This window comes from Microbacterium sp. 1154 (assembly GCF_031455375.1).
Taxonomy (GTDB): domain Bacteria; phylum Actinomycetota; class Actinomycetes; order Actinomycetales; family Microbacteriaceae; genus Microbacterium.
In genome coordinates, this window is the sequence record NZ_JAVDSN010000004.1 from 19,889 (window position 1) to 35,341 (window position 15,453).

At 67.9% G+C, this 15,453-nt stretch carries 15 protein-coding genes; 8 read left to right on the plus strand and 7 right to left on the minus strand.

The annotated features are described in order from the left end of the window. Positions 1-24: 24 nt before the first annotated feature. Positions 25-954, minus strand: a complete 930-nt coding sequence (locus J2X55_RS13635; RefSeq protein ID WP_309824051.1) for an AEC family transporter — start codon at positions 952-954, stop codon at positions 25-27. A gap of 97 nt (positions 955-1,051) precedes the next feature. Between J2X55_RS13635 and J2X55_RS13640 the strand changes: the two genes are divergently transcribed. From J2X55_RS13640 to J2X55_RS13660, 5 genes are all read left to right on the plus strand, one after another. After that, positions 1,052-1,744: a class I SAM-dependent methyltransferase gene (locus J2X55_RS13640; RefSeq protein WP_309824053.1), complete on the plus strand. Its 693-nt coding sequence runs from the start codon at positions 1,052-1,054 to the stop codon at positions 1,742-1,744. A 74-nt stretch (positions 1,745-1,818) separates the two neighbouring features. Beyond that, entirely contained in the window at positions 1,819-2,592 is a 774-nt protein-coding gene (locus J2X55_RS13645) for a dienelactone hydrolase family protein (protein ID WP_309824055.1), read from the plus strand. A gap of 53 nt (positions 2,593-2,645) precedes the next feature. Next, the gene (locus J2X55_RS13650; protein ID WP_309824058.1) at positions 2,646-3,011 is read left to right on the plus strand and encodes an SdpI family protein; all 366 of its coding nucleotides are present in this window, start codon (positions 2,646-2,648) and stop codon (positions 3,009-3,011) included. Positions 3,012-3,123: 112 nt separating this feature from the next. Next, on the plus strand, positions 3,124-3,660 hold the full coding sequence (locus tag J2X55_RS13655) for a hypothetical protein (RefSeq protein ID WP_147302419.1): 537 nt from the start codon (positions 3,124-3,126) through the stop codon (positions 3,658-3,660). Positions 3,661-4,136: 476 nt separating this feature from the next. Continuing rightward, positions 4,137-5,714 carry a hypothetical protein gene (locus tag J2X55_RS13660; RefSeq protein WP_115918645.1) on the plus strand — a complete coding sequence of 526 codons (1,578 nt, stop codon included), beginning with the start codon at positions 4,137-4,139 and terminating at the stop codon, positions 5,712-5,714. Positions 5,715-5,822: 108 nt separating this feature from the next. Here J2X55_RS13660 and J2X55_RS13665 read toward each other — a convergent pair whose 3' ends face one another. Further along, entirely contained in the window at positions 5,823-6,461 is a 639-nt protein-coding gene (locus tag J2X55_RS13665) for a hypothetical protein (protein ID WP_115918643.1), read from the minus strand. Between the two features lie 212 nt (positions 6,462-6,673). Between J2X55_RS13665 and J2X55_RS13670 the strand changes: the two genes are divergently transcribed. Beyond that, on the plus strand, positions 6,674-7,219 hold the full coding sequence (locus J2X55_RS13670; protein ID WP_309824060.1) for a hypothetical protein: 546 nt from the start codon (positions 6,674-6,676) through the stop codon (positions 7,217-7,219). 215 nt (positions 7,220-7,434) lie between these two features. Beyond that, a complete protein-coding gene (locus J2X55_RS13675; RefSeq protein ID WP_309824062.1) occupies positions 7,435-9,717 on the plus strand; it encodes a transglutaminase domain-containing protein in 2,283 nt (760 codons plus the stop codon). Between the two features lie 36 nt (positions 9,718-9,753). Here the strand turns inward: J2X55_RS13675 and J2X55_RS13680 are convergent, their stop codons facing one another. Then, complete coding sequence (locus tag J2X55_RS13680; RefSeq protein ID WP_309824064.1) at positions 9,754-10,563, minus strand: SDR family NAD(P)-dependent oxidoreductase; 810 nt, start codon at positions 10,561-10,563, stop codon at positions 9,754-9,756. Positions 10,564-10,639: 76 nt separating this feature from the next. Between J2X55_RS13680 and J2X55_RS13685 the strand changes: the two genes are divergently transcribed. Continuing rightward, positions 10,640-11,419, plus strand: coding sequence for a hypothetical protein (locus J2X55_RS13685; RefSeq protein WP_115918635.1), 780 nt, complete (start codon positions 10,640-10,642; stop codon positions 11,417-11,419). On the opposite strand, the gene J2X55_RS13690 is transcribed toward J2X55_RS13685, so the two are convergent. The 4 genes from J2X55_RS13690 to J2X55_RS13705 form a co-directional block, all read right to left on the minus strand. Continuing rightward, on the minus strand, positions 11,383-11,889 hold the full coding sequence (locus J2X55_RS13690; RefSeq protein WP_309824067.1) for a hypothetical protein: 507 nt from the start codon (positions 11,887-11,889) through the stop codon (positions 11,383-11,385). The genes J2X55_RS13685 and J2X55_RS13690 overlap by 37 nt on opposite strands. A gap of 103 nt (positions 11,890-11,992) precedes the next feature. Beyond that, a complete protein-coding gene (locus J2X55_RS13695; protein WP_309824068.1) occupies positions 11,993-12,757 on the minus strand; it encodes an SGNH/GDSL hydrolase family protein in 765 nt (254 codons plus the stop codon). Between the two features lie 209 nt (positions 12,758-12,966). Continuing rightward, entirely contained in the window at positions 12,967-14,301 is a 1,335-nt protein-coding gene (locus J2X55_RS13700; protein ID WP_309824069.1) for an MFS transporter, read from the minus strand. Next, a complete protein-coding gene (locus tag J2X55_RS13705; RefSeq protein ID WP_115918627.1) occupies positions 14,298-15,368 on the minus strand; it encodes an LLM class flavin-dependent oxidoreductase in 1,071 nt (356 codons plus the stop codon). The genes J2X55_RS13700 and J2X55_RS13705 overlap by 4 nt, the downstream gene beginning before the upstream one ends. Between the last annotated feature and the right edge of the window lie 85 nt (positions 15,369-15,453).

Consider the following 15,453-nt stretch of genomic DNA (forward strand, 5'->3'; position numbering starts at 1 on the left):
GGGGTGTGGCGGGCGCGACGGGGGCTACGCGGGGGAGTGCTCGAGCAACAGCGCGACCGTGAACAGCACCGGCAGGCAGCCGAGGGTCGAGATGAACACGACGTCGCGCGACAGGATCTCGCCGACTCCGTAGCGTTGCGCGAAGTTGAAGACGTTCTGCGCCGTCGGCAGAGCGGCGAGCACGACGACGATGAACACCTGGTCCGAGGGCAGAGCGAAAAGGGTCGCGACGAGCCACGCCAGCGCCGGCATGGCGACGAGTTTGAGCGCCGAGGCGATCACGACGTCGACGCGGCGACCCGGCTCGGTCAAGACGCGCTGGCCGTACAGCGACATTCCGTACGACATCAGCAGCACGGGCACGCAGGCTCCCGCGATGAGGTGCAGCGGGTCGAAGACGATGGGCGGAAGGTCGACGTCGAGAAGGGCCACGAGCACCCCCAGAGCCGAACCGATGAGCATGGGATTCTTCGCCGTCTGCAGCAGGATGCGCCCGACGTTTCGGGACCCCGAGGTCGCGGCATCCAGGATCGACAGGGCGATCGGCATGAGGATCAGCAACTGGAACAGGATCACCGGGGCCGAGTACGCCGCGTTCCCGAGCATGTACAGCGAGATCGGGATGCCGATGTTGTTGCTGTTCACCTGGCCCGCCGACAGCGCGCCGATCACCGTCTCGCCGACGCGGCGGCGAAGGATCAGGGCCGACACGAGGGCGTAGACGCCGATGATGACCGCAGCGGTGATCATCGACACGGGAAGCAGTGCCGAGAACAGCGTCGCGACGTCGGCCTTCGCGAGCACCGTGAACAGCAGGAAGGGCGAGAGGACGAAGAACGTCAGACGGCTCAGGACGTGCCGCGCGTGCGGTCCGAGCAGATCGATGCGGGCGATGACGTAGCCGACCACGACGGCGAGGCCGACGACGGCGAACCCGGTGAACACGCCGCTCATGCGCCGGGGTCTCGCGCGGGGGTGCCGGGGGGAGTCATCGGTTCGAGCGTAGCGGGGGTCTTGGCCCGGCCCGTGACGTCATGGTGGGATGAGGCGCATGTACTCCGACTTCGCCCCCTTCTACGACGTCGTCCAGGGTGGCGCGGCCGAGTCCTTCGCCGGATGGATCGAGCGGCGTGTGGGGGAGGCGGGAATCGTGCCGGGTTCGCTGCTCGAGCTCGGCTGCGGTACCGGCGCCGTCCTCGAGCTGCTGCCCGCGGAGTGGGCGAAGGTGGGCGTCGACGTCTCGCCCGAGATGCTCGAGATCGCCCGGGCGAAGGGCCTGGATGCCGAGCTGCTCGCCGCGGACATCCGCTCGCTGTCGTTGGGGCGCACGTTCGACGTGGTCGCGTGCGTCTACGACACGATCAATCACCTGCCAGGCAGCGATTGGCCCTCGGTCTTCGCCACGGCCGCGGCGCACCTGGCGGACGACGGGGTGTTCCTCTTCGACATGAACACTCTCGGTCGTCTGCGGACGGATGCCGGTGAGGAGCACACCACCGGAGCCGACGGGACGACGGTGTCGATGCGGATCCTTGACGTCGGCGAGGATCGTTTCGACTGGCACGTTCGGATCGAACGCGCCGGGACGATCGTGGAGGACACGATCGCGGAGTACGCCGTGGCTCTGACCGAGGTGCGGGCGATGCTCGCCGATGCCGGGTTTACGCGGGTCGAGGTGAGCGGCGGGCGAGGCGTGCCGGTCGACGACGACGCGCGGCGGTTGTTCTTCGTCTGTCGGCGCTGAGGGCACGGCCCGGCTGCTGCCGTGACCGAGGGTCTAATCTCCCACGAGACGAACACTCACCCCCGGGAGCCCCGATGACCACGTATTCCGCCGCCCTCACCGAGATCCTCGACCGCGAAGCCGTTCCGGCATCCGGAATCGACTCCGGCGATGTCGACTACCGCGCTGACGGGGTCGACTACCGCGGGTACCTCGCTCGACCGGCAGGGGAGGGGCGATATCCGGGAGTCCTCGTCGTGCACGACTGGCTGGGAGTCACGGACTACGTCCGGATGCGCTGCGACATGCTCGCCCGGGTCGGCTACGCGGCGTTCGCCGCGGATGTGTACGGCGCCGACGTACGCCCGTCACCGGATGAGGCCGCGGGCGTTGCCGGAGGGTTCTACCAGGACCGGCCGCTCTGGCGGAAGCGGCTGACCGAAGCGTACGAGTACATGCTCGCGCAGCCATCGGTCGACGCGCAGCACACCGCGGCGATCGGCTACGGCTTCGGCGGCTCCGCCGTGCTCGAGCTCGCGCGCACGGGCGCCGCGGTCGATGCCGTGGTGAGTTTCCACGGCGGCTTGCTGACCGGACCCGCGGGGGAGGTGGAACGGATCACCGCGAAGCTGCTCGTTCTGCACGGGGCCGCCGACCCCGTCACTCCCGACGACGCCCTACTCGCGTTCGAGGACGATCTCCGTACCGCGCCGTCGGTGGACTGGCAGGTGGTCTCGTACGCCAACGCCATGCACGCGTTCACGCTTCCGGATGCCGACGCGCCCGAGCACGGAGCGCAGTTTCAGGCGGTCGCGGAGCGGCGGAGCTGGGCGGCGATGAAGACGTTTCTGGCCGAGGTTTTCGGCTGAGGGGTTCTTGTCGGTTCCTCGCTCGTCCCCCAGGCGGCGGTTAGGCTCGAACGGTGGGCGGGGAATTTCTGGGGCAGATGATCGTCGCCGTGGTCATGGCCGCGGGGGGAGTGCTGTTGATCTGGCAGGGATGGGCAGCGGCCTCCGGTCGGTTGACGCGTAATTCGGTGGCAGGCATACGTACAGCGAGCACGATGGCCTCCGATGAAGCCTGGCTCGCCGCTCACCAGCGCGCCAAGACGCCCACCGTGGTTGCCGGAGCACTGAGCATCGCGGCGGCCCTCGTCGTGCTGTTGCCCGTCCCGTCTGGGGTGTTCGTCGCTGCGGTGCTCGTGAGCGCTGTTCTCGATGTCGTGCTGGTGTTGTGGGGCGCCGTCGTCGGCGTACGCGCCGCACGTGCCGTTGTTGCGGACGGATAACGGTGAGCCAGAGGTGCGCGCCGTGTGATCTCGGTCACCCCGCTTCCGTGTCATGGACACGGCAGTGATGCCGCCGACGAAGCCCTCGCGCTCAGCTCGGAGGACGACACTGATGGCCAGAACAGGCGCATCTCGCCGCAGCATGGTTCTGACGCTGACGGTCAACCTCGCCGGTATCGCGTGGTCCGTCGGCGCAGTCTTCGCGTTGTGGATTGCAGGTGTCGTGCTGTGGCAGTACGCGACGTCCTGCAGCGTCGTCAGTCCGCTCACACTGCTCGCCGTATGCGGCGGGGTGGTCGTGGCTGCGACCTGCGCCGGCGCTGTACCAGCTTCACTCACTCGGTTCGGAGGATCGCCGTGGATGGCAGGGTTTGCTATCGCCTGCTCGGCGGTTGCCTTCTGGCTCTACGCAATGGTCATCGCGGCAGCTCTAATGTTCGGCCTCAGTGGAGGTTCATCGCGTTGGTATGAACTGATTACCGGCGCCATCGTCACACTCGCCCCTTCGTTTGCACTAGCCGGCGCGAATGTCTTGGCCGCAGCAACGATCAGCGCGCCCCGCAAGGCGATGCGCAGGCTGACCGCATGGGCCGTGATCTTGTCGGCCGCTGCGGCCATCGCCAGCATCGGGAACGTCGCCGCCTGCTGATCCTGATGGGCGTGTCTCAGGCCCTCGAACCTGCGCGCCAGGCCTCTGATGGGCGCGCGTGCATCGAAGCCGATAATGCACATTATGTCAGGTTGATGAGGGGCGGGCGATATCGAGCACTCCCCGTATCGGGGGGTTCCGCGCGGAGATCTCGAGCTGAGCTCGCCGCCCGCGGCCCTTATTGTCTCCCGCGGCAACGGGGACGCGCCGCGGATGTCGTCGCTCCATGGTGCGCTCGGCTACCCCTGCGACATTGCTCTTCCTGCGCCAGTGCTGCTGGCGTGCTCCTCCGCTGATGACTGTTGAGCAACGCCGCCGCGCAATACCCTAATTTCCGATATAGTCCACTCCGGCCCGATTCAACCCGATATGTACCGCGGGCCGGGCTTCAGGCGCGCCGTTTCACGAACGATGCGGCGACGCTGACGTGCCCACGAGGCCGGGCTTGCGCTCGGCGGACGACTCAAGGAGCGTGCATGCGACGACCAACCATCCGGCGATCCGGTCTTTTCACGACGGGCAGGCTTCTCGCTGCGACGCTGATCGTTGTGGCCGCGGCTGGTGCCATCGCCCCCGCCTCGCACACGGGAGCCTGGTTTACCGACTCCGAGTCAAGGTCAGGAAATTCTCTCGGGTCGGCGACGCTCGGCGCGCCCCAGAACTTCCGCAACAGCTGGAGTGCGTCCACCGGCAACACGCTCTCGTGGGACAGCGCGACGTCACAGACCTGGGCGACCGCGAACAACGTCACGTCGGGAATCACCTACCGGGTTACCCGTCACGTGGGCTCCTACCCCGCGAAGGACCTCTACACCGGGTCGGACACCTCTTTCACCGATCCGAATCCGAGTGGGCGACACCTGCGCTACTCACGGGTTTCGGCGGGGATGAAACACACGTTGGCGATCGATGAGAATGGATACGTCTGGGCGTGGGGATACAACGGGAAGGGTGCTTTCGGTGACGGAACGACGACGTCGACCGACACCCCCCAGAAGACGATTCTCCCGACGGGGCGCACTGCCATACAGATAGCGGCCGGCAACATGTGGTCTGCCGCGCTCCTGGACGACGGGACGGTCTGGACGTGGGGATACAACGTCGGCAATCTCGGTATCGGCAACACCGACAATCAGGTTCTCCCCCAGCTCGTGACGTTCCCGGACGGCGTCCGCATCACGTCCCTTGGGCAGATACTCGGAGACACCCAGACGATGTTCGTGATCGATCAGAATGGTGCGGTTTGGGACTGGGGTATCAACAGCAACGGACAACTCGGCGACGGCAGCACCGAAAATACGACACGGCCGCATGTCATCCCGGACTTGCGCGTCCTCTACCTGTCATCGATGGGCGCACATGTCATCGCGGAGGGAACGGACGGCAGTGTCTGGTCGTGGGGTGACGGCAGCGATAGCCAAGTGGGTGATCACAGGTATCAAGACCGGCTTACGCCCTACCGGGTAGCCATGCCCTCGGCTGCCGGCCGCATCGAGCAGGTCTCATCCGGCGGCACGTTTTCCGTCGCTCTCGACACCAACGGGGCCATATGGGCGTGGGGTGCCATAAACGTCGACGGGTGGAGCCAACCAACAGATCCGATGCTCCTTTCTCCGCCCCGCCTTCCGAGTGGAGTGAAGGCCACCCAAGTGGCTACGGGGCCGGCAATGGCGACTGCCAACCCTTATTACTTCATCCCCAGCCTCCTGGTTCGTCTCTCGAACGGCGCCATGCTCCAGTACGACATCGACGACGACGAGGGCGTACTCCGCTACAACCTGGTGCTCGATGGCCATTTCATTACGGAACTCTCCGTCGGTGGTGCGCAACGCGTTGCTCGAACGACGGATCAATCCACCAGCGGACTGTATTTCTGGACGATCTCCAGTTCGGGCAAGCAATCGGACGCAGGGGTCGTCTGGTCGCCCGTGATCTGTCCGTACATGACACGGAAAGCCTCGGACGGCTCCTGTGTCTGGGATGGGCAGCTGAGCTACTCCGTCGATTATCAGTACGGGCCCTGGCGTTCTGACTACAGCGGTCTCGTCCTATAGGGCAAGCTGCACCGGAGGCAAGCGCCCACGGGCTTCGGCAGGTGAGCGAAGCCGGCTGAGACGCCCTGCGGCGTTGCTGTGCTCGATGCTGGATGTGGGCGAACGGTGTCAGAGGCCGAGAACGGCCAGCGCGACGGTCACTGTGGTGTCGTCGGCAGGCGCGTAGGATTCGCTGCCCGAATCATCGTGTCGACCATCGTGCAGCTCGATTGACACGCCGGGGACGTACACGTTCGAGTATCCCGGGCTGTCGGCGGCGCCGTCCGTGGTCCACCGGATGCCGAGACCACCGACGCCGTCGAGGCGGGGGTCGTCAATGGGGGTCGCGGTGAGGTGGAGCATCTTGCCCTGCATCGCCAGCGCATCGCGGGTCGGGATGTCGTCAGCGGCGCTCGCGGTCACGCTGGCGAAGGGTCCGTCGTCAGGTGCCGACCACTGGCAGAGGACCCCATCATCGGCGATGCTTTCGCCGACAAGCGTCATCCCGCTCACGAAGGACGGGATCACGCCGGTCACCTGCTCGCAGCTCGTGATGTGCGGGAAGGGTCTGGTCGAGGCCGTCGCTGCGTCGTCGGAGGTGCCCGTGTCATCGGTCGACGCGGTGTGATCCGGGGCGAGGCTGTCCCCGGTGTCGTCCACGGCGGTCGCGCACCCGGCGAGGAGGGCCGTCGCGATCACACAGGTGGTGAGTCCGGCCGTTACCCGGCCGATCGGGTGATGGCGGAAGGGAGTCGGGTCGAGCGTCATCGCAGTCCTCAGGGCAGCAAGTGTTGTTATCGATCGATAACACTACGGCAGGCTCGTCGCCATCCGCACGGCGTGTTCATTAAAATTCGATGAGTGATTGCCGCCCCGCACGACGCCCCCCGCAGCCTTCCGGTCCCCGCGAACACCGGCCATTTCTTGCGTGCCGAAGGCGGCCACGTCGACAGCCCCCGGCCCTGACGGAGATCGACGAGATGCGTCCTTCACGCGTGCACATCCTGGGTGCGAGCGGCAGCGGAACGACAACCCTCGGTCACGCGCTGGCCGCACGATGGGCGGTGCCGCATGCCGACGCGGACGACTACTTCTGGATGCCGACCACTCCCCCGTTCCTCCACAAAAGGGACGAGGCGCAGAGGGTGGCGTTGATGCGCGAGATGTTCGTGTCCCGCCCCGCGTGGGTGTTGTCAGGGTCGATGCTCGGGTGGGGTGAGTCGGTCGTCGCCGAGTGCGACGCGATCGTCTTCGTCACGTTGAACCCGGCGGAACGCCTGCGCCGGCTGGAAGAGCGCGAGATCGTCCGTCGCGCGGGCCGGCCTCACGACGACGACGCGTGGCGCGTCTTCAAGACGTGGGCGGAGGGATACGACGACCCCACCTTCGACGGCCGTAACCGTGTCGAGCACGACAGGTGGCTCGCGGCGATCGGCAAGCCGGTGCTCCATCTCGACAGCCGGTCGACGGTGGCGGAGTTGACGGATGCCGTGTGCGGGTGGGAACCCACCGCGACGGCGTCCTAGGCGTCCCTCTCGTCGACGTCGACGGCGACTTCGCGCACGCCGTGGAGCGGGGTCGTGCCCGTCGGGGTCGCCTTCCGGCCGTCAGCGGAGATCATCTCGCTCTCCCCCGGCCGTTCCGTCCGGGAGGACCAGTGCCCGGCCGTCGAGGTCTCCGACGTGCGCGGGACGTTCCGATAGCCTCGTCACGCCTGGACGTTCGCGAGAAACGGGACACGATGAACAACGCCGGTACGACGCCCCCCGACGGTTGGTACCCCGACCCCGGTTCCCCCGCGGTGCAGCTTCGGTATTGGCGCGCCGGAGCCTGGACCGAGCACGTCCATCCCCTGGATCCTTCTGCCGCGGCGACCGGACCGGCCGGCGGTTTTCGTGACCTGCCCGCTGACGGGAACGTCTCCGATGCGACCGGGGGCCGCGCGACGCCCGCCCCGGGCGCGAAGAAACGACGTCGGGGCCTGGTGCTGGGCATCGTCGGCGGCTCGACCGCCGTCGCCGTCGCGGCGGCCGCCTTCTTCGTGTGGGGTGCGCCGCAGGTGTGGGGGCCGCAGATCACGACGCAAGACGGCTGGGCTTACGCCTATGCTCCGATGCAGAACAATCTCGAGATCGACCACGAATTCTCCTTCCCGGCCGATTACGATCTCAAGTCGCTCGCGCGGGCGAATGGCGACGAGCGCGACACGTCGTTCGCTTTCGATGTGTTCACGGATGCCGCGCTCACACGACACGGCGAGCTGCGGGCGTATCAGCCTGATCCGGGCGCGGACATCGACATCTCCCCGCGGTCGATCGGCACCTATGAATACGACCCGAACCTCGGTGTGTTCGGGAAACAACCCCGTCGCGAGTTCGAGATCAACAACACCTCCATCTGGGGAATCCAAGACACCTTCTACCTGGTGCAGAAGCTCGACAAGAGTGGACAGCCCCTCGAAAAGCCCATCGTCCATCCGTTCCGCGTGAAAACCTCTCTCGCTGCTCCGCAGGTGAACTACGCCACGAACGACAACGGCACGTTGCAGATGTCGTGGGACGCCGTCCCGGGGGCCACCGAGTACGTCATCGTGACGACGTGGTGGGAGGGAGCCGACCGCTACACGAAGGTCATCGGCGCAACCGAGGACACCGGCTGGTCCCCTCCGGTGGTCAATCCCTTCTCCGGCGAGGAGGTCGAGGCGGAGCTCGAACAGAACGACGGGCTCGAGATGTATCGGACCAGCGCCGCCGCGCTCGCTGCCAACACCGAGACCGGAGCCGTGGATGCTCTGAACAACGACGCCAGCCAGTATGAGTACGGCGTGCTCGCCACCGACGGGACGCGATTCTCCGCGGCTCGTACAACCGATGCCATGAGCGTCGCGGCGGCGTTGCCGCGCACCGTCGACGCCTACACGAACGCTCAGCAGTTCCCGAACGGGCAGCGAGTCGACTCGCTGGAAGAGATCCCCACGCGCTTCTTCTTCACGTCTCTCGACGGGGCGACACGGCAGACGGCGGCGAGGATCATCCCCGAGAGCCTGAAGGTCGAGGATGACCACATCTACATGCAGCTGAGCGGTATCGGCACGGGTCTCGCTCGAACCCTCTACCTGAACACCACTGATCTCGGCCAGGCGCAGGCCCAGGTGGCGGCCTTCACGGAGCGTGTTGCTGCGGAACTGCCGCCGACGGGCCTGCCCACGGTCACGATGGTGTCCGCGCCGATTCAGGCGGACCTCGGTCAGTACACTCCCTCCACCGAGGCCCCGGAGGTGGCGTACCCGATTTCGGCGACCAACAGCTTCGCCGACTACCTCGCGGCGAACCTCATCGACCACCAAGAGGCGATCAGCATCGCAGGATGGGAGGAGCGGCCCGGGATGCCGGCGCTCGACGACGCGATAGGAGAGGCCGTGTATCAGAACCCCTACGTCCTCGGCTACCGCGGATACTCGCTGATCGATGATGTCGTCTACGTTTCGTACGCGAACGACGCCGAGCAGACGGCGCGTCTGCAGGCCGCCGTCAAGGCGTCGGTCGACCAGGCTGTGGGATCGGTGACCACGCCCGGTATGGGCGCCGCCGAGAAGGCTGCAGCGTTGAATGGATGGCTCGCCGACAAGGCTGTCTACGACAAAGCAGCTCTCGAAGCGGGCGAGGGAGGGGTCGGCTTCCCGTCGGGATTCCCGCACGCGTGGGATGCCAGCGGAGTATTGCTCGACGAGAACTCCGCGACGGGGGTGTGCGCGAGTTACGCCGCGGCGTACAAAGCCCTGATGGACGCCGCGGGCGTGCCGACCGTGGTCGTGACGGGCAACGTCTTCTCCGGTGGCGGACACGCGTGGAACAAGGTGCAGGTCGACGGTCAGTGGCTCGCGGTGGATCCGACCTGGAACGACGGGGCCGACCAGAAGAAGTACTTGCTCATCTCCGATTCGCAGTTCTCGGGCTCCGCGGCCCGCGAGGAAGGCAAGGACTGGATGGCGGACCAGCGCTTGGCCGACTACGCCACGCCCTGAGTCGAGGGGTGCGGTGCCCGGTAGAAGGGCGCTTCGTCAGTCGCGCCGCACCCACTCCGCCGTCACGCCCAGCACGCGCGAACCGTCCAGGTCGCCCAGCGAGAGACCTACGAACTGGGTCGCAGCGTCCGAGGTCTGCCAGCGGAAGCGCGGCGCCGACGTGGTGGCGGCCTCGACGACGGTCTTCGCGGCATCTGCCGCCGACTGCGCCGACGCGAATGACGTGGCCGCGCGATCGAGGTACGCCTGCTGCAACTCCGCGTACGGGCCGGGGGCCGCGCGGTGCACCGAGTCGACGAACGACGAGGCGACGGCAGCCGGTTCGACGATCGAGACGTCGACCCCGAACGGCGCGACGACGGGGGCGAGCGACTGCATCAGCCCCTCGACGGCGAACTTCGCGGCGCAGTAGGCGTCCGAGAACGGTTGTCCGACCGCTCCCCCGACGCTCGTCACGGTGACGATGCGGCCGCTGCCCCGCTCGCGCATCCCGGGAAGCACGAGACGGGTGAGACGCGCGACGGAGAGGTAGTTGGTCTCGAGCTGCTCCTGCAGCTGGTCGTCGCTCACTTGCTCGAGCGTGCCGACGGCGCCGCGTCCGGCGTTGTTGACGAGGATGTCCACGGGTCCGGCAGCGTCGATCAGGGCGCGTGAGGCCGCGGCATCCGTCACATCCAACGCCCGGATGTCGAGCTCGACGTCCGCCTCGGATGCCGCGGAACGCAGGGCATCGGCACGCGCGGTGTCGCGGACCGTGGCGATGACCGCCACCCCCTGCTGCGCGAGCTGGATGGCGGTGTGCAGGCCGATGCCGCTGGTGGTTCCGGTGACGAGTGCGAGAGTCATGGTTTCATCATGCGCCTCGGATCCCATGCGTGCGGTGTGCGGAGGTTGCCCAGGGGATGCTGCCAGGGTGGGTCGGGTGACCGACGTCCCCGCCTCACCGGTTCGACAGCAATCCGCCCGCCCGTGGCGAGGGCTCGTCATCCTCGTCGCTGCCACGCTGCTGGCGTCAGCCATCGCGATCATCACCGGCGTGGGGGCTCTCTCCCGGCAGGGCGACGGCGAGACCGAGTTGCTCGTGGGGTCATGGGATACGGGCAAGATCGTCGTCGCAGCGTGGATGGCGTCCGTCGTCGCCTTCTTCGTGCTCGTCTGCGCGATACCGGCACCGCGGTGGTGGTTGGTGCTCTTTCTCCCGCTACGCTTCCTCGCCTTCTGCGCGATCATCCCCGCGGGGATTCTGGTGGCCCTGTTCTCGGAGAGCTCGGTGGTGCCGCTCATCGCGAACGGGTGTGCGACGGGATACGTCGTCCGCGAGAGCACGCCGTGGCAGCATACGACGGTGAATGTCCTGCGGACGAACGGTCTGCTGGCCACCGAGGTGGACAGGGGCTCTCGGCGCGGCGGCGAGCACCCCTTCGCCGCCGGGGACTATCGGGTTGATGTAGACGGCGATAGCTACCGTGTCGAAGCGGTCCCCGCGGGCGGTCCGTCTTTCGATCTCCCCGTAATCGTCGCGCCAATGCACGAGTCCTGCGGACTCCAGGCCGGTGGTGAGCGACGGCCGAGCTCGGCGGATACCCCCTCGTCGACACGCTTCCCTTTCTCCGCCACAGCCGGCGAAGGACCTGTCGCCTCCCCCGCGGCTGACGCACGAGCGGCTCACTGCGCCGGCAGGCACCCACCGTCGAGGATGTAGCCGCCGATCTCGACCGAGACGGAGGTGCCGGACACCTCACCGAACAGGCAGCCGCCCTTCGGCCCGGCCGCCGCGAAAAGCACGCTGTTCGCCTCGGCGCGCACCTGCGGCGACAGTGCTCCCCCCTCGTCGAGCAGCGTGGCGACCTCCTCGGCCGACAACTGTTTCTCCTGGGCTGCCGTCCGCAGCACGGCGACAATATGGGCCGAGACATCCTCGGCGGCCGCGCCTGCGTCGTCGTCGATGCTCATCCGGTCGCGATACCGCTCGTTCGCCGCCATCGCCGCATCCGGATCGTAGGGAGCGCACTCCGGCGGCAGCTGTACGCCCTCCATCGTGGGGCACGCGTACGACGCAGTGATGCTCTCGGTCGGCGTCGGCCCCGATGCGCCTGCGGTATGCGCCGCGCAGCTCGTGGCGGTGGCGACGGTCGCGACAGCGACGATGAACGCAAAAGCGGTTCTCTTCATAGGTTCCCCCCGCGCACAGTCTCGCAGGGGGCACATCTCGACGAGGGCATGCGCGGAGAGATGAGCGGATGCCGAGACCCCGGCGATCCGAGGACGACGTCGCTCAGTCGCGCGGCGTGAGCTCCACCCACCCGCCGCCGAACTTCGCCTGACGGTTATCGCCGGACGAGGTGCCGGTGAGGCGCCGGCGCACCCACGGGGCGACGTGCTCGCGGTAATAGGCGGTGCCCTTCAGCCGCTGGGCTCCGGGGATCTCGCGGAGGTTCCACCACTCCGCGGGCGGGGTGAGGCCGACCGACTCGATCACGCGGGCCGCGACCCGGTGGTGGCCCCGGGAGTTCATGTGCAGACGGTCGACCGACCAGAATTGCCCCCGCGCGAGGTCGCGGTCGAACCAGTTGTAGGCCGTGATCACGTCGGGCCGGGTTTCGAGGCGCTTCTCGACGGCGAGCGAGAGGCGATCACCGCGGGCCTCGATGACCTTGCCGAGAGGAAGCCCCGCCGTCGGGTTGGCGCCCGACAGAACGATGAGCTTGACCCCCTCTTCATCGCAGCGACGCACGACGTGGTCGAAGAGGTCGACGATGCGGTCGATGCCCGTCCGCGGACGCAGCATGTCGTTGCCGCCGCCGTTGAACGACAGGTGCGTCGGCTTCAAGGCCAGCGCCGGCTCGAGCTGCTGCGCGACGATCGGCTCGATCAGCTTGCCGCGGATCGCGAGATTCGCATACTGGATCGGCTCGCCCGCGGCATCCGCCCATCCCTGCGCGGCCAGGTCGGCCCACCCCCGGACGGTTCCGTCGGGCAATTCGTCGCCGACGCCTTCGGTGAACGAGTCGCCGATCGCGACGTAGCGGACGGATGCCATGGCTCGAGCCTACGCCGGAGCGCGGTGGGAGCCGGTCGCGGTGAGTCCCGGGTTCGGCTCGCGGCGCGGGGCGGCCCGCGCGCAGCTGTCAGAAGTGGTCCGAGGGCACCGACATCGCGGGGTCGGGAGGCATTCCCTCGTTCGGGGCGAAACTCTCCCGCCCCGAACGACGGATCCCGGCGCAGACGCCTGAGGCGCCACGGGAGGCGTTACGCCAGTGCCCGCCCGCGCTGCTCGCGCAGGAAAAGCGCCGCGACCACGGCCACGGCGAAGAACGCAGCGAACACGACGAACAGCAGCGGTGCTCCCCCGACGCCGAGCAGAGGCGGCACGGCGAGAGGGGCAAGGATCGACGCGACGCGTCCGACCCCCGCGGCCCAGCCGGATCCGGTCGCTCGCAGCGGCGTCGGGTACGTCTCGGGCGTCGCGGCGTACAGAGCTCCCCACGCGCCGAGGTTGAAGAACGACAGCGCCATACCCGCGGCGATCACCGCTACTTCACCGGTTGCCGTACCGAAGAGCACCGCGGCCACCGCGGAACCGGCGAGGAAGGCCGCCAGCGTCGCGCGCCGCCCCCAGACTTCGATGAGCCAGGCGGCGACGGCGTAGCCGGGCAGCTGCGCCAGCGTGATGACGAGGGTGAAGCCGAACGAACGCACGAGGTCGTACCCCTGGGCGACGAGGATGGTCGGGATCCAGATGAACGCCCCGTAGTACGAGAAGTTCACGCAGAACCACAGCACCCACAGGGCCGCCGTGCGCGCCCGCAGAGCCGGGGACCAGAGGGCCCTCACGCGTGGACGGGGGGCGGGAGCGGATGCCGGGACTCCCTCGGTCCACGCCTCGAGAGCGATACGACCGGCCGCGGCCTCGAGATCCCGCACGATGACGATCGCCTCGGCATGGCGTCCGCGAGAAGCCAGCCAGCGCGGCGACTCGGGCAGGCCCCACCGCACGATGAGCGCGTACACCGCAGGGATCGCGCCGAGCGCGAATGCCCAGCGCCAGCCATCGGCGGACGAGGGCACGACGAGATAGCCGATGAGGGCGGCGGCGGTCCACCCGACGGCCCAGAACGCCTCGAGGAAGACGATGAGCCGACCCCGCATGCGGGCGGGTGCGAACTCGCTGACGTAGGTCGAAGCCACCGGAAGTTCGGCCCCGAGGCCGAGACCGACGACGAAGCGGAGCACGAGGAGCGCTGCCAGACCGCCCACCAGCGCACTCGCCCCGGTGGCCACGCCGTACACCAGCAGAGTCAGGGCGAAGACGTGACGCCGACCGAACCGGTCGGCCAACAGTCCGCCGACGCTCGCGCCGATCGCCATGCCGGCGAAGCCCGCCGACGCGATCCACGACGCCTGCGTCGGCGCCAGTTGCCACTGCACGCTGAGGGCCGCGATGACGAACGAGATGAGCCCCACGTCCATGGCATCCAGGGCCCAGCCCAGACCCGACCCGCCCAGGATCCGGCCGTGACGACGGGTGAACGGCAGCGCGTCGAGGCGTTCGGACACCCGGATGGTGTCGGTCGTCGTGGTCACCGGATGCCGGGAGCGTCGACCGACGCCGGGGTCTCGGCGAGCATCTCCTCGACGAGGGGACGCACCTTCGTGCCGTACAGCTCGATGCTCGACAGGAGCCGGTCGTGCGAGATCGACCCGCTCGCGATCTTCATCTGGAAGCGGGAGTTGCCGAGCGCGCGGACGGTCGCGGCGATCTTGCGCGCGACGGTCTCGGGCGACCCGACGTACATCGACCCCTCGGGTCCGACGTCGTGCTGGAAGCGCATGCGGTTGTACTCGGGCCAGCCCCGCTCGCGGCCGATGGTGTTGTTGAGTTCGGCGACGCCCTCGAAAGCCTCGTCCCACGCCTGCTCGTCGGTCTCGGCGACGTGGCCGGGAGAGTGCACCGAGATCGGCATCTGCGGCTTGCCGAGCTCGGCCAGCGAACGTCGGTACAGGTCGGCGTAGGGGCGGAATCGGGCCGCCGAGCCGCCAATGATCGCGAGCACCAGACCGTACCCGTAGCGGGCGGTGCGCACGACCGACTCCGGTGAGCCGCCGACGCCGACCCACGCGGTCAGCCCCGTCTCGGTCTTCGGATACACGTCGGCATCCTGAAGCGCGGGGCGAGTGCGACCCGACCAGGTGACGGGCTTCTCGGTCAGCAGGTGCGAGAACAGCTCGAGCTTCTCTTCGAACAGCTGCTCGTAGTCGGCGAGGTCGTAGCCGAAGAGGGGGAAGGACTCGATGAACGAGCCCCGCCCGAGGATGACCTCGGCGCGGCCGTTCGAGATGGCATCCAGGGTGGCGAAACGCTCGTACACGCGCACCGGGTCGTCGCTCGAGAGGACGGTCACCGCGGTGCCGAGATGGATGTTCTTCGTCCGCGCGGCGGCGGCGGCCAGGACGATCTCGGGGCTGGTGACCGCGAAATCCTTGCGGTGGTGCTCGCCCACGCCGAAGAACGACAGGCCGACCTCGTCGGCGAGGACCGCCTGGTCGACGACGTTGCGGATGGTCTGCGCGTCGGACAGCAGCGACCCGTCGGGGGCGCGCGAGATGTCTCCGAAGGTGTCGAGGCCGAGCTCGAGGGAACGGGCGTCCATGGGGTCTCCTTGCATTCGGATGAATGAACTTTACGCGACGGCGGAGTATTCCCCGCATCGCCGAGGGGCGCCCGTTCAGCGGACG